The sequence below is a fragment of the Sphingomonas sp. LaA6.9 genome, assembly GCF_022601895.1.
Classification (GTDB): domain Bacteria; phylum Pseudomonadota; class Alphaproteobacteria; order Sphingomonadales; family Sphingomonadaceae; genus Sphingobium_A.
This window is the reverse complement of sequence record NZ_JAKVIO010000028.1, coordinates 44,371-57,780: the sequence shown is the minus strand read 5'-3', so window position 1 is coordinate 57,780 and position 13,410 is coordinate 44,371. Positions and strand designations below refer to the sequence as shown.

Annotated in this window: 15 protein-coding genes; 11 read left to right on the top strand and 4 right to left on the bottom strand. The window is 63.7% G+C overall.

Annotated features, from left to right (window positions below):
* A partial coding sequence (locus tag MKI88_RS14320; RefSeq protein ID WP_241632071.1) for an NAD-binding protein occupies nt 1-409 on the top strand: 409 nt, incomplete at its 5' end.
* A 19-nt stretch (nt 410-428) separates the two neighbouring features.
* On the opposite strand, the gene MKI88_RS14315 is transcribed toward MKI88_RS14320, so the two are convergent.
* Both MKI88_RS14315 and MKI88_RS14310 read right to left on the bottom strand, forming a co-directional pair.
* Nucleotides 429-2,039: a GNAT family N-acetyltransferase gene (locus tag MKI88_RS14315; protein WP_241632070.1), complete on the bottom strand. Its 1,611-nt coding sequence runs from the start codon at nt 2,037-2,039 to the stop codon at nt 429-431.
* 3 nt (nt 2,040-2,042) lie between these two features.
* Complete coding sequence (locus MKI88_RS14310) at nt 2,043-3,263, bottom strand: NADP-dependent isocitrate dehydrogenase (protein WP_241632069.1); 1,221 nt, start codon at nt 3,261-3,263, stop codon at nt 2,043-2,045.
* A gap of 106 nt (nt 3,264-3,369) precedes the next feature.
* Here MKI88_RS14310 and MKI88_RS14305 point away from each other — a divergent pair, with 106 nt between their 5' ends.
* Together MKI88_RS14305 and MKI88_RS14300 are read left to right on the top strand one after the other, a co-directional pair.
* Nucleotides 3,370-4,110 carry a phosphatidylserine decarboxylase gene (locus MKI88_RS14305; protein ID WP_407073359.1) on the top strand — a complete coding sequence of 247 codons (741 nt, stop codon included), beginning with the start codon at nt 3,370-3,372 and terminating at the stop codon, nt 4,108-4,110.
* Nucleotides 4,107-4,889 (top strand): phosphatidylcholine/phosphatidylserine synthase, encoded by a 783-nt coding sequence (locus MKI88_RS14300; protein WP_241632068.1) that lies wholly within the window; start codon nt 4,107-4,109, stop codon nt 4,887-4,889. The genes MKI88_RS14305 and MKI88_RS14300 overlap by 4 nt, the downstream gene beginning before the upstream one ends.
* Here the strand turns inward: MKI88_RS14300 and MKI88_RS14295 are convergent.
* Both MKI88_RS14295 and MKI88_RS14290 read right to left on the bottom strand, forming a co-directional pair.
* Nucleotides 4,849-5,097, bottom strand: a complete 249-nt coding sequence (locus MKI88_RS14295; protein WP_241632067.1) for a hypothetical protein — start codon at nt 5,095-5,097, stop codon at nt 4,849-4,851. The two genes, MKI88_RS14300 and MKI88_RS14295, sit on opposite strands and share 41 nt — an antisense overlap.
* Before the next feature lie 133 nt (nt 5,098-5,230).
* Nucleotides 5,231-5,866 (bottom strand): hypothetical protein, encoded by a 636-nt coding sequence (locus MKI88_RS14290; RefSeq protein WP_241632066.1) that lies wholly within the window; start codon nt 5,864-5,866, stop codon nt 5,231-5,233.
* A 448-nt stretch (nt 5,867-6,314) separates the two neighbouring features.
* Between MKI88_RS14290 and rpsB the strand changes: the two genes are divergently transcribed.
* From rpsB to rseP, 8 genes are all read left to right on the top strand, one after another.
* Nucleotides 6,315-7,130, top strand: a complete 816-nt coding sequence (gene rpsB / locus MKI88_RS14285) for a 30S ribosomal protein S2 (RefSeq protein WP_241632065.1) — start codon at nt 6,315-6,317, stop codon at nt 7,128-7,130.
* Nucleotides 7,131-7,217: 87 nt separating this feature from the next.
* A complete protein-coding gene (tsf, locus tag MKI88_RS14280) occupies nt 7,218-8,144 on the top strand; it encodes a translation elongation factor Ts (RefSeq protein ID WP_241632064.1) in 927 nt (308 codons plus the stop codon).
* A 146-nt stretch (nt 8,145-8,290) separates the two neighbouring features.
* A complete protein-coding gene (gene pyrH, locus MKI88_RS14275; protein WP_241632063.1) occupies nt 8,291-9,016 on the top strand; it encodes a UMP kinase in 726 nt (241 codons plus the stop codon).
* Between the two features lie 4 nt (nt 9,017-9,020).
* Nucleotides 9,021-9,578, top strand: a complete 558-nt coding sequence (gene frr, locus MKI88_RS14270; protein ID WP_241632062.1) for a ribosome recycling factor — start codon at nt 9,021-9,023, stop codon at nt 9,576-9,578.
* Entirely contained in the window at nt 9,575-10,318 is a 744-nt protein-coding gene (locus tag MKI88_RS14265; protein ID WP_281063742.1) for an isoprenyl transferase, read from the top strand. The genes frr and MKI88_RS14265 overlap by 4 nt, the downstream gene beginning before the upstream one ends.
* Nucleotides 10,315-11,106 (top strand): phosphatidate cytidylyltransferase, encoded by a 792-nt coding sequence (locus MKI88_RS14260; RefSeq protein ID WP_241632061.1) that lies wholly within the window; start codon nt 10,315-10,317, stop codon nt 11,104-11,106. Before MKI88_RS14265 ends, MKI88_RS14260 begins: the two co-directional genes overlap by 4 nt.
* The gene (locus MKI88_RS14255; protein ID WP_241632060.1) at nt 11,103-12,260 is read left to right on the top strand and encodes a 1-deoxy-D-xylulose-5-phosphate reductoisomerase; all 1,158 of its coding nucleotides are present in this window, start codon (nt 11,103-11,105) and stop codon (nt 12,258-12,260) included. The genes MKI88_RS14260 and MKI88_RS14255 overlap by 4 nt, the downstream gene beginning before the upstream one ends.
* Complete coding sequence (gene rseP / locus MKI88_RS14250) at nt 12,257-13,390, top strand: RIP metalloprotease RseP (protein WP_241632059.1); 1,134 nt, start codon at nt 12,257-12,259, stop codon at nt 13,388-13,390. The genes MKI88_RS14255 and rseP overlap by 4 nt, the downstream gene beginning before the upstream one ends.
* Nucleotides 13,391-13,410 lie beyond the last annotated feature (20 nt).

Here is a 13,410-nt window from a genome sequence, read left to right as displayed (position 1 = left end):
CAAGGGGCATGTGGTGCTCGTGGGCTATGGCCGCGTCGGGCGCGGCGTGGGCGAAAGCCTGATCAATTCGGGCGAGCGTTTCGCTGTCATCGAATCCGAGGATGACCTTGTTGAACTGCCCCGCGAGGAGGAGGCGCTGGTGATCAGTGGCAACGCCGCCAGTGCCGACGTGCTCGAAACCGCGCAGATCGCGGATGCGCGGATCCTGTTCGTGGCCATTCCGGAGAGTTTCGAGGCGGGCCAGATCATCGAGCAGGCGCGTAGGCTGAACCCGGCGATCCGCATCGTCGCGCGCGCGCATTCGCAGGACGAAGTGACGCACCTGCTGAAGATGGGCGCCGACATGACAATCATGGGCGAACAGGAAATTGCGCGGAGGATGATCGAACAGGCGCGTGCAGGCGCCTGACATCGCATGGCGGCGAGGCTCAGCCCCCGCCGGCGCCGTGCGACCCCGCGGTTGGCGGGCTGGTCGGGATATTCCCGCCATGCCCGTGCCCGGCATCCCATTCGATATGATAAAGGTCGAAGCGCCGGTCGTTGAGGTTGCGCACCGTGCCTTCGGCGCGCGCCCAGGTGAGGTCGGCGAGGTTGACGTCGGAGATGGTCAGCGTCTCGACATTCTCGGTCGCCTCGGCCGCGATGCCGTCACGCGCGAAAGGGAAATCGCAGGGCGTCAGGATACAGCTCTGGGCATATTGGATGTCCATGTTGTCGACATTGGGCAGGTTGCCGACATTGCCCGACAGCACCATGAAACACTGGTTCTCGATCGCACGGGCCTGGCTGCAATAGCGCACGCGCAGATAGCCTTGGCGGCTGTCAGTGCAGAAGGGGACGAAGATGATGCGCGCGCCCTGGTCGACCAGCCGTCGCGCAAGTTCCGGAAACTCGCTGTCGTAACAGATCAGCACGCCGATCGGCCCGCAATCGGTCTGGATCACGTCGATCGCGTCGCCGCCCTTGATCTTCCACCAGTAACGCTCGTTGGGCGTGGGGTGAATCTTCTCCTGCGCGTGCGTCGATCCGTCGCGCAGCGCGACATAGGCGACATTCTGGATGTCGCCATCGTCGGTGCGCGTGGGGTGCGAGCCACCGATGATGTTGATGTTGTACTCGAGCGCCATGCGCGCGAGTTCCTTCTCGATGCGGGGCGTATAGGCGGTGAGCGCGTCGATCGCCTCGACGGGTGACAGCTTGCGCGTCTCGAAAGAGAGCAGGGGCAGGGTGAACAACTCGGGAAAGACGATGAAGTCCGACCGATAATCCGCTGCTACATCAACAAAATATTCGACGTTCCTGACAAACTCGTCAAAGTCCGCGACGGCGCGCGCCTGGAGCTGGCACGTGGCCAGGCGGACGCTTTCCACGTCGCGGGGGACGCGGAATTCGGGCGCTGACGTTTCATCGACATAGGGATTACGCCACACCATGTGCGCCGCGTTGCCGAGCGACTTCCTGTCCTCTGGCAGATAGTTCTTCAGTACGCCGATCGGCTCATAGCCGTTGCTGAGCTGAAAGCCGAGGACGGGATCGCGCAGCTTTCCCTCGACGACTTTCTTCAGATAGTCCTCGGGCCCCTCGACCTTGCGATGGACGCGGGAATAGCCCGGCATCCGGCCGCCGAAGACGATGCCCGAAAGATCGAGGCGCTCTGCAAGCGCCTTGCGCGCGTCATAGAGCCGCTGGCCGATGCGAAGCCCCCGCTGCTTGGGATCGACGCACATTTCATAGCCGTAGAGCCAGTTGCCCGTGGGATCGTGGCGCGATCCGAAGCCGTTGCCGGTAATCTCGTCCCAGTCATGCGGCTTGAGCGCGATCGCGCCCGATATCCGCATCGACGCGCAATAGCCGACCATCTTGTTGTTGAAGGTGGCGACAAACTGACCTTCGGGAAAATTGTTGAGCTGGCCGCGAACAACCCCGGCCGTATAGCCGGGGAGTTCGGGGTAGGCACGCGCGATAAGCCGCTGGATCGCCGGCACGTCGGCCAGCTTCGCCTGTCTTACCTCAAGCCGCGTGCCGCCCGTCCGCGTCACCGGTTATTTCCAGTCGCTCATGGCCTTTTCGAGGTTTGCACGGATTGCCTCGAAGAACTGCTCGGTCGTCATCCATGCCTGATCGGGACCGATGAGGATCGCGAGATCCTTGGTCATCTGGCCCTGCTCGACGGTTTCGATGCAGACTCGCTCGAGCGTTTCGGCAAAGCGCGTCACGTCGGGCGTGCCGTCGAACTTGCCGCGATATTTGAGACCGCCGGTCCATGCGAAGATCGAGGCGATCGGGTTGGTCGAGGTCGCCTTGCCCTGTTCATGCATGCGGTAATGGCGCGTGACAGTGCCGTGCGCGGCCTCGGCCTCGACGCATTTGCCGTCGGGGGTCATCAGGACGGAGGTCATGAGGCCGAGCGAGCCGAAGCCCTGCGCGACCTGGTCCGACTGGACGTCGCCGTCATAGTTCTTGCAGGCCCAGACGAACTTGCCGCTCCACTTGAGCGCCGATGCGACCATGTCGTCGATCAGGCGGTGCTCATAGACGATGCCCGCTTCCTTGAACTGGTCCTTGAACTCAGCGTCGAATACTTCCTGGAACAGATCCTTGAAGCGGCCGTCATAGGCCTTGAGGATGGTGTTCTTGGTCGAGAGATACACCGGCCAGCCGCGGCCGAGGCCGTAGTTCATGCTGGCGCGCGCGAAATCGCGGATCGAATCGTCGAGATTGTACATCGCCATCGCGACGCCCGACGAGGGGAACTGGAACACCTCCTCGTCGATCACCGTGCCGTCGTCGCCCTCGAAGACGAGGCGGAGCTTGCCGGGGCCGGGCACGCGGTAATCGGTCGCGCGATACTGGTCGCCAAAGGCGTGACGGCCGACGACGATGGGATCGGTCCAGCCCGGGATGAGGCGGGGAACGTTCTTGATGACGATCGGTTCGCGGAACACGACGCCGCCCAGGATGTTGCGGATCGTGCCATTGGGCGACTTCCACATCTTCTTGAGGCTGAATTCCTCGACGCGTGCTTCATCGGGAGTGATCGTCGCGCACTTCACGCCGACGCCATATTTCTTGATCGCCTTCGCGGAATCGACCGTGATCTTGTCGTCGGTCTCGTCGCGCTTCTCGATGCCGAGATCGTAATAGTCGAGATCGATATCGAGATAGGGGAGGATCAGGCGCTCGCGTATCCACTGCCAGATGATGCGGGTCATTTCGTCGCCGTCGATCTCGACAACGGGGGTTTTCACCTTGATCTTGGCCATGGACGCACTCTTTCTCCCGGGGATGGTTCGGGGGAGCCTGTAGGACCAGATGGCGCGCTTATCAACCGCGCCGCCGTTGTAACTGTTGCATTCGCCGCCTAATAGGATGCGCATGACAAATATGACAAAGCCGGAGAGCACGGCGGTGGGCGTCAAATGGCGCTGGCCCAGCGTGCATCCCGAGGGCCGCAAATTCATCCTGATCGCGGGTGCGATCACGCTTTTCCTCGCGTGGATGGCGTGGGAAACGCTTGCCTGGCCGATGGCCGGCATCACTTTGTGGGTCGCCGCATTCTTCCGCGATCCGGTCAGGTCGGTGCCGCAGGGCGAGGGGCTGATCGTGGCGCCCGCCGATGGCATGGTGACGCTGATCCAGCATGTCCTTCCGCCGCGCGAAATGGCTGGGCCGGAAGGGCTGGGCGATGAGCCGATGACGCGCGTCTCGATCTTCATGAGCGTGTTCGACGTCCACATCAACCGGTCGCCGATCGGCGGCACGGTCAAGAATGTCGTCTATATCTCGGGCAAGTTTCTCAATGCCGATCTCGACAAGGCGAGCGAGGACAATGAGCGCCAGCACATCCTGGTCGAGGATCGCAACGGTCTCAGGATCGGTTTCACGCAGATCGCCGGGCTTGTTGCGCGGCGCATCGTGCCCTTCGTCAAGCCCGGCGACATCGTGGCGGCCGGCCAGCGCATCGGGCTGATCCGCTTCGGCAGCCGCGTCGACGTCTACCTCCCCGCAGGGACTGCGCCCAGGGTCGCGCTTGGTCAGCGGATCGTTGCCGGCGAGACGATCCTGGCGGTTGTAGGTGAAGGACAGGCGCTGGGCGCGATTCCCCAATGACCGATGCTTCGCCCGAAGCGCGGATACGACGCGGCATTCCCCTTCGCGCGCTGATACCCAATGCGGTGACCGCACTGGCGCTGTGCTGCGGGCTGACGGGAATCCGCTTCGGCATTGCGGGCGAATGGGAAAAGGCAGCGGCCGCGATCATTGTCGCAGGATGCCTGGACGGGATCGACGGACGGATCGCACGGCTTCTCAAGGGCGAAAGCCGTTTCGGTGCCGAACTGGATTCGCTGTCCGATGTGATCGCTTTCGGCGTTTCACCGGCGATCATCATCTATCTCTGGTCACTCCAGCATCTGCCGCAGTTCGGCTGGATTTTTGCGCTCGCGCACGCGGTGTGCTGCGCGCTCAGGCTCGCGCGATTCAACGCCAATATCGACGTCAAGGATCAGCCACACAAATCGGCGGGTTTCCTGACCGGAGTGCCCGCACCCGCCGGCGCGGGTCTGGCGATGTTGCCGCTATACCTGACGTTGTGGACGGGCGAACCGATCTTTCGCGAAGTCTATATCGTTGCGCCATGGCTGGCCTTCAGTGCATTTCTGATGATCTCGAACGTGGCGACCCTGAGCTGGTCGTCGCTGCGTCTGCGTCGCCACATCCGACTGGAAGTGCTGGCACTGGTCGGTATTCTCGGCGCCGCGCTGCTGTCAGCGCCCTGGGCTACACTTTCCGTGATCAGCGTCCTCTATCTGCTCGCAATACCCTTCGGCATCCGCAGCTATGCACGCGTCAGGCGGCAGCGCGCAGCGGCGCGGGGCGCCGGGGCATAGCCATATTCCGATCGCGCTGGCGCGGCGCGATCCTGATCGCGTTCAGCCTCGCCTGAATTTCCCGCTGCTCGGCGGCCGTTGCGGCGAGCGAATGGCCCGCCAGCGCATGGCGGATCGCGTCCAAATGCGTGCGCAGCATCATGGCGATCACGCTAATCGCGAAAGCCAACGTCGCCAGAAACAGCGCGGTCGAGAGGAATTGGGCCATTGCAACCTCCAGAATCTCAGCCCGTGTCACCCGCCCGCAGCATTACGCAACACACCGCGGGCGGATCCCATGGGGCTTGGGTCTCATAATAATGTTCACTATTTGTTCCATTGTCAAGCGCGGCGAGGACTAGTCATGGTCGCGGGGCTGGCCGGCACCGCATCTCGCTGGCCGCTGCGCCCTGTGCGTCGCCTTTTGCGAGTATGGTGATCTCGCGGCAGGCCTGGCCGTCGCTGACGCGTTCGGGGCCGGCGATGACGAAACCCTCCCGGTTATCTTCGCGCCAGGGCTGCACCGCGCCGCTTTCCAGCGCCTTGTCGACGGCGGAGTGCATGTCGGAGGAGGGCGGTATCAAAATGGCCGGCCCAAGCGTTGCCGCGACGGTGTCGGCAGGGCGCGCCGAGGGCCTGGCTTGCGTGGCGATCGCGACCGCAGGGCGAACGGCCCTGGCCGGCGACTGGCGCGACGCGGCTGGTTCCGCAGTGGACGGGCTGGAAGTGTCGTCGAGCATGATGCGCAGTCCGGAACCTCGCGCCCGGTCCGCGATCTGCGGATCGTTGGCGCGGCCGCCGGTCACGACGCCGATCAGGACGGCAACAGCTGCCGGAACGACCAGCAGCACAAGCGCATAGCGCCAGGCGGTGCGGCCCATTTTCGGCGAATTCGCCAGCATGGGGAGCGCGGGGGGCCACCTCTCCTGGCTTTGGACATATTGAAACTGGACGAGCGTTCCGTCAGCGGTGCGGCTCTGGCCACGAATCTCGGTCACCACGCGCACGCCTGCGGACGGCGCCGAGAGGGCGTCGCGATCCCGGTGCCTGCGCAGCGCAAGCCTCATTCCCGGACCGGCCAAAACGTCTCGCGCACAAACAGGCGGGCCGGATCGCCCTGATCAATTCGATTCACAGCCGCCTCCTGCAACGGCGCTGTCCGCCGATATCCTGACGCGAGTGTAACAAGCGGCGGCGCACTGCAGAAGCAATCAAGGCAAAGGCATTGTGGGTAATCCCGATTCGCGCAGCCTCAGATCCCGCACTTGATTTTGCCGACCGATCGGGCTAAGCGCGCCGCCATCCCACATGGGAAGCGCACATACCGGTGCTGCGGCTGGAGTGGCCTTGGCCGCGATTTCTGAGCTGTTGGACTTCCGTCCAAACTCGAAATCACTCCATCTGCGGTTCTTGCTTCCCAGCGGATTAACCGGAAGGAGAAAGACTATGGCGGCACCTGTCGTCACCATGCACCAATTGCTTGAGGCCGGGGCGCATTTCGGCCACCAGACCCACCGCTGGAACCCGAAGATGAAGCCTTACATCTTCGGCGATCGCAACGGGATCCACATCATCGACCTGTCGCAGACCGTGCCGCTTTTCGCGCGCGCGCTCGACTTCGTCGACCGGACCGTCGCCCGCGGCGGCAAGGTTCTGTTCGTCGGCACCAAGCGCCAGGCGCAGGAGCCGATCGCTGAAGCAGCCCGCAAGTCGGGTCAGCATTACGTCAACCACCGCTGGCTGGGCGGCATGCTCACCAACTGGAAGACCATCAGCAACTCGATCAAGCGCTTCAAGGCGCTCGAAGAGCAGCTTTCGGGCGACACGCACGGCCTGACCAAGAAGGAAGTGCTTCAGCTCACCCGCGAGCGTGACAAGTTCGAGCTGTCGCTCGGCGGCATCCGCGACATGGGCGGCATCCCCGACGTGATGTTCGTGATCGACGCCAACAAGGAAGAGCTCGCGATCAAGGAAGCTAACACGCTTGGCATCCCCGTCGTCGCGATCCTCGATTCGAACGTCTCGCCCGACGGCATCGCTTTCCCGGTTCCCGCGAACGATGACGCCAGCCGTGCGATCCGCCTCTACTGCGATGCGATCGCGATTGCGGCCACCCGCGGCAACCAGGGCGCGCAGCAGGCGCGTGGCGTCGACATCGGCGCGCTGGAAGAGGCTCCCGTCGAGCCCGCTCTCGCGGTGACCGAGGACGAGCAGGTTCCGGCCGAAGCGGCTGCAGAGGCCGAGCGCCAGACCGACGCCTGAGTTTCGCGAAACTGCAATGCGGGCGGGGTAGGGCGCGGTCACGCGCTTGCCTCGCCCGTTTTACCATTGAACTGAAAGGAACATCTCATGGCGGAGATTACTGCCGCACTCGTCAAGGAACTGCGTGAGCGCAGCGGCGCGGGCATGATGGACTGCAAGAAGGCGCTGGCCGAAACCAATGGCGATCTGGAAGCCGCGGTCGACTGGCTGCGCACCAAGGGTCTCGCCGCCGCCGCCAAGAAGTCGAGCCGCACCGCGGCCGAAGGTCTCGTCGGCGTTGCCGTTGCAGGCACCAGGGGCGTCGCCGTCGAGGTCAACTCGGAAACCGACTTCGTCGCCAAGAACGACCAGTTCCAGGATTTCGTCCGCACCGTCGCGAACATCGCGCTCGACGCGGGTGACGATATCGACGCGATTGCCGGCGCCGCACACCCCGAGGGTGGCACGGTGGCTGAAAAGCTGACCGGCAACATCGCCACGATCGGCGAGAACCAGAACCTGCGCCGCGCGAAGCTCGTGTCGGTCGGCAAGGGTTCGGTCGTGTCCTACGTCCACAACGCCGCAGCCCCCGGCCTCGGCAAGATCGGCGTGCTCGTCGCGCTCGAGAGCGAGGCACCCACCGACAAGCTCGAGGCGCTTGGCAAGCAGATCGCGATGCACATTGCTGCCGCCTTCCCGCTGGCGCTGAACGAAGATGGCCTGCCTGCTGACGTGATCGAGCGTGAACGTGCGATCGCCGCTGAAAAGGCCGCTGAATCGGGCAAGCCCGCCGATATCATCGCCAAGATGGTCGACGGCGCGATTGCGAAGTACCGCAAGGAAAACGCGCTCCTCAGCCAGCTCTTCGTGATGGACAACAAGACCAAGATCGCCGACGTCGTCGCGGCCGCCGGCAAGGAAGCCGGCAGCCCGATCGTGCTGAAGGACTATGTCCGCTTCCAGCTCGGCGAAGGCATCGAGAAGAAGGAATCGGACTTCGCTGCTGAAGTCGCGGCCGCCGCTGGCGTCGCCTGATTTCCTGAAATCAAAGGGGGCCGTCGCGATCATGCCGATCGCGGCGGCCTCTTTTTTGAAGATTATGTGCAGGCGCTTGGCTTTGCCTCGCGGCCTGACTAATGTCCGCGCCACTTTCCCTATTTGAGAACGGATTCCATTCGCTGATGACACGGCCGCGCTTCAACCGCATCCTCCTGAAGCTTTCCGGCGAAGTGTTGATGGGCAACAGCCAGTTCGGCATCGATACGGACACAGTTGCGCGCGTCGCGGGCGAGATCGCCGCGGCAAGGCAGGCGGGCTTCGAGATCTGCCTCGTCATCGGGGGCGGCAATATTTTCCGCGGTATGGCTGGCGCCGCCAAGGGCATGGACCGCGCCCAGGCCGATTATATGGGCATGCTCGCCACCGTCATGAACGCGCTCGCGATGCAAAACGCGCTTGAGCAGCTTGGCGTCCAGACGCGTGTCCAGTCAGCGATCGAGATGGACAAGGTGTGCGAGCCGGTCATCCGCCGCCGCGCCGAGCGCCATCTCGAAAAGGGGCGGCTCGTGATCTTCGCCGCGGGTGTTGGCGCACCCTATTTCACCACCGACAGCGGCGCTGCGCTGCGCGCCGCCGAGATGAAATGCGATGCGATCTTCAAGGGCACTTCGGTCGATGGCGTCTATGACGCCGATCCCAAGAAGGTGAAGACGGCAAAGCGTTATGAAACAGTCAGTTTCAACCGGGTGCTCTCGGATGATCTGAAGGTGATGGATGCAAGCGCGGTGGCGCTTTGCCGCGACAACAACATACCGATCGTGGTCTTCAACATCCGCGAGCAGGGCAATCTGGCCCGCGTGCTCGCCGGCGAAGGCGTTGCCACGATCGTCCAGAACGAGGAAGGATGAAACCATGCCCGCTTACGACAAGGCCGATCTCGAACGCCGCATGCATGGCGCCGTTGAATCGCTGAAGCACGATCTGGGCGGCCTCCGCACCGGTCGCGCCTCGACGACGTTGCTCGATCCGGTGACCGTGGAGGTATACGGCGCGCATATGCCGCTGAACCAGGTCGCGACGGTCTCGGCGCCCGAGCCGCGCATGCTTTCGGTGCAGGTGTGGGACAAGAGCAATGTCGGCCCCGTCGACAAGGCGATCCGCTCGGCCGGCCTCGGCCTCAACCCGATCATGGACGGGCAGACCTTGCGCCTGCCGATCCCCGATCTGACCGAGGAGCGCCGCAAGGAGCTCGCCAAGCTTGCCGGCCAATATGCCGAAAAGGCACGTATCGCCGCGCGCAATGTCCGCCGTGACGGGATGGACAATCTGAAGACCGACGAAAAGAAGCACGAGATCAGCGAAGATGAGCGCAAGCGGCTCGAAACCGAGGTGCAGAAGCTGACCGACAGCACGATCGCCGAGATCGACGCCGCCGCACAGGCCAAGGAAAAGGAAATTCTCGGCCAGTGAAGCAGGCTGCAACAGCGCAGCAGTCGGTGCCCGCAGGCGCGGGGCGCGCGCCGCGTCACGTCGCGATCATCATGGACGGCAATGGTCGCTGGGCGAAAAAGCGGCTGTTGCCGCGCGCCGCGGGGCATCGCCAGGGCGTGGAGGCGGCCCGCCGGATTGTTCGCGCGGCAGGCGAACTCGGGCTCGAGGTGCTGACGCTATACGCCTTTTCTTCCGAGAACTGGCGGCGACCCGCGACCGAGATCAGCGACCTGATGGGGCTGTTGCGTCGCTTCATCGTCAACGACATCGATGAACTCGCCGAAGCTGGCGTTCGGCTCAGGATCATCGGCGACTATCATGCGCTTGAGCCCGACGTTGTGGCGATGATCGACAGCGCGATGGCGCGGACCGCGGGCAACTCGAAGACGACGCTCGTGATCGCGCTCAATTATGGCGCTCAACAGGAACTCGTTCGCGCCGTGCGAAGTCTCGCTGCCGACGCCTTGGCGGGCAAGATCGACCCGCTGGCGATCGACACCGGGGATATCGATGCGCGGCTCGACACGTGCGATCTCCCGCCGCTCGACCTGCTGATCCGCACCTCGGGTGAAAAGCGGCTTTCAAACTTCCTTCTCTGGCAGGCGGCCTATGCCGAACTGCTGTTCGTCGACACGCTCTGGCCCGATTTCGACCGTGATGCGCTCGCCGAGGCGATCGCGCATTTCGGCCAGCGCGAGCGGCGTTTCGGGGGGCTATGACCGAACCCCCAAAGTCGGGCTGGGCTGCCGACCTTCCTCGCAGAGCGCTGGTCGGCCTCATTCTCATCGCAATCGCCGTGCTCGCGCTCGTTCAGGGCGGTATCGCGCTGTGGGTGCTCACCAGCATCATGTCGCTGCTGATGATGATGGAATGGGCGGATCTGGCGAAGGTCGACGCGAAAACGAAGCGGCTTTCGATGTTCGCGCTGTCCGTGCCGCTCGCGATCCTGTCGCCGCTCGCAGCGGGACCGGGCTTTTTCGCGCTCGGACTGATCGCGGGCGCCGCCTTTTTCGTGACGATGGCCGCGCGTTCGCAGCAACTCGGGCTTGGTGTCGCCTATTGCGGCATTCCCGCGGCCGCGCTGCTGTTCCTGCGCGATCAGGACAACGGGCTGGTGCTGTCGTTCTGGACGCTGGCGATCGTCTGGGCGACCGACATCGGCGCCTATTTCGCAGGCCGGCTGATCGGTGGTCCCAAATTGTGGCCGGCGGTAAGCCCCAGCAAGACCTGGGCCGGGCTTGGCGGCGGCATGACGGCGGCGTTGCTGACGGGGCTCGGCTTCCACCAATGGGGTGCGCTGCCGCTGGGGCTTGCCCTTGCGAGCGCCGTGCTCGCGGGTGTCGCGCAGGGTGGGGACTTGTATGAGAGCGCTTTGAAGCGCAAGGCGGGTGTAAAGGACAGCGGTACGATCCTGCCCGGTCATGGCGGCGTGCTGGACCGGCTTGACGGTGTGGTCCCGGTGGCACCGATGGTGGCGCTGCTGGTGCTGATGGAAACCTTGTTGTGAAGCACGTATCAATCCTGGGCGCTACCGGATCGGTGGGACGATCCACGCTCGATCTTGTCGAGCGCGCGCCCGATGAGTTTCTCGTCGAGGCGCTGACCGCGCATAGCGACGTCGAGGGGCTGGCCGCTGCCGCGCGGCGCACGAATGCGCGGATCGCCGTGATTGCCGACGAAAACCGATATGACGCGCTCAGGTCCGCGCTGGCGGGTACTGGCATCGAAGCGGCCGCAGGCGTCGGGGCGGTGGCCGAAGCGGCCGCGCGCCCCGTCGACTGGACGATGGCTGCGATCGTGGGCTGCGCAGGGCTTGCGCCGGTGATGGCCGCGGTCGAGCGCGGCGGCACTGTCGCATTGGCCAACAAGGAGGCGCTGGTTTCCGCGGGCGCGTTGATGACGCGAGCGGTTGCCATGTACGGGGCGACGCTGTTGCCCGTCGACTCCGAACATAATGCGATCTTCCAGTGCCTCGAGGATCATGCGCTCGATCGCGTTCGCCGGATCATTCTGACCGCGAGCGGCGGACCGTTTCGCACATGGTCGCGTGAAGCGATGGCCGCGGTGACGCCAGAGCAGGCGGTGAAGCACCCCAACTGGTCGATGGGCGCCAAGATATCGATCGATTCGGCGACAATGATGAACAAGGGGCTCGAACTGATCGAGGCGCACCACCTGTTCCCGGTCGGCACCGATCGGCTCGAGATCATCGTTCACCCGCAATCGGTGATCCATTCGATGGTCGAGTATGTCGATGGATCGGTGCTCGCGCAGCTTGGCACGCCCGATATGCGCACCCCGATCGCGCACAGCCTCGCCTGGCCTGAGCGGATGAGCACCCCGTGCGAAAGTCTTGATTTCGCGAAGATCGCACGGCTCGATTTCGAGGCCCCCGATCTGGACCGTTTTCCGGCGATCGCGCTCGCGCAACGCGTCGTTGACGATAATCCGGCCAAATCGGCGATCCTGAACGCCGCGAACGAAATTGCGGTCGGCGCGTTCCTGGAACGGCGGATCGGGTTTCTGGAGATCGTGCAGGTTGTCGAGGCGACGCTGGAACGGTATGACCCGCCGGTTCCGGCTGCGCTCGAGGAAGTGTTCACGATCGACCGGGAAGCGCGGATTTTCGCGCATGAGTGGATCGAGGCCAGAGCTTCTTGACGGATAATCCCGGTATCTTGCTGACAATATTGGCGTTCGTGCTCGTTATCGGGCCGCTCGTCTTCATTCACGAACTTGGCCATTATTTCGTGGGGCGCTGGTTCGGGGTTCATGCCGAGGCGTTCTCGATCGGATTCGGCCGCGAAATCCTCGGCTGGAGCGACCGGCGGGGGACGCGCTGGAAGGTCGGCTGGATGCCGCTTGGCGGATATGTGCGCTTTGCGGGAGACATGAGTCCAGCGAGCGAACCGACCGAGGAATGGAAGGCGCTGCCCGCCGAAGAACGCGCGCGCACCTTTCAGGCAAAGCCCGTGTGGCAACGCGCGTTGATCGTGCTTGCGGGACCGATCACCAATTTCCTCTTTGCGCTCATCATCCTCGCGGGATTTGCGCTGGCCTATGGACAAAGCCAGACCCCGCCCGTGATCGACCGGCTGGTGGCCGGCGCGGCCGCGGAAACGGGCGGTCTGAGGATCGGCGATCGCATCGAGGCGATCAACGGCCGACAGATGCGGACATTCGACGACATCGCAGGGTTCGTGCTCTACCGTCCCGATGAACTGGTCAGCGTCGATATTGTGCGTGGCGGTGTCGCGCAGCGCCTCCGGATAGAGACGGGCGTCCGGATCGAGAGGGATCGGTTCGGCAACGAGTATCGGCTGGGTGTTCTCGGCATTTATTCCCCGCGCGCAGTGATTGTGCCCGTCGGCGTACTCGAGGCGCCGGGCGTCGCCGTCGATCGTACGGGCAAGATCCTGACGACGATGGTCGATACGCTTGGTCAGGTGATCACCGGCCGGCGGTCTGCGAAGGAACTAGGGGGGCCGCTGAAGATCGCGCAGGTCTCCGGCGAACAGGTGAATCGCGGCCTAGAGGACTATATCTTCTTCATCGCTTTGATCTCGATTAATCTGGGATTCATCAACCTGTTGCCAGTTCCCATGCTGGATGGCGGACATCTGCTCTTCTACGCGATCGAAGCGGTTCGCCGGAAACCGGTGGGTGCTGCGGCGCAGGAATGGGCATTCCGCTCTGGTTTGCTGGTGCTTCTCACGCTCATGATCTTCGTGACATTCAACGATTTGTCGTCATTCAAGGTCTGGGAAAAGCTGTCCGGCTTGATCGGCTGAAGCTGATCGGGCAGGGCATT

What these genes read in the sequence shown, in the direction of transcription:
- MKI88_RS14310 (WP_241632069.1), bottom strand. Translation starts at nt 3,263, where the DNA reads ATGGCCAAGATCAAGGTGAAAACCCCCGTTGTCGAGATCGACGGCGAC.
- MKI88_RS14305 (WP_407073359.1), top strand. Translation starts at nt 3,370, where the DNA reads ATGCGCATGACAAATATGACAAAGCCGGAGAGCACGGCGGTGGGCGTC.
- MKI88_RS14300 (WP_241632068.1), top strand. Translation starts at nt 4,107, where the DNA reads ATGACCGATGCTTCGCCCGAAGCGCGGATACGACGCGGCATTCCCCTT.
- MKI88_RS14295 (WP_241632067.1), bottom strand. Translation starts at nt 5,097, where the DNA reads ATGGCCCAATTCCTCTCGACCGCGCTGTTTCTGGCGACGTTGGCTTTC.
- rpsB (WP_241632065.1), top strand. Translation starts at nt 6,315, where the DNA reads ATGGCGGCACCTGTCGTCACCATGCACCAATTGCTTGAGGCCGGGGCG.
- tsf (WP_241632064.1), top strand. Translation starts at nt 7,218, where the DNA reads ATGGCGGAGATTACTGCCGCACTCGTCAAGGAACTGCGTGAGCGCAGC.
- pyrH (WP_241632063.1), top strand. Translation starts at nt 8,291, where the DNA reads ATGACACGGCCGCGCTTCAACCGCATCCTCCTGAAGCTTTCCGGCGAA.
- frr (WP_241632062.1), top strand. Translation starts at nt 9,021, where the DNA reads ATGCCCGCTTACGACAAGGCCGATCTCGAACGCCGCATGCATGGCGCC.
- MKI88_RS14260 (WP_241632061.1), top strand. Translation starts at nt 10,315, where the DNA reads ATGACCGAACCCCCAAAGTCGGGCTGGGCTGCCGACCTTCCTCGCAGA.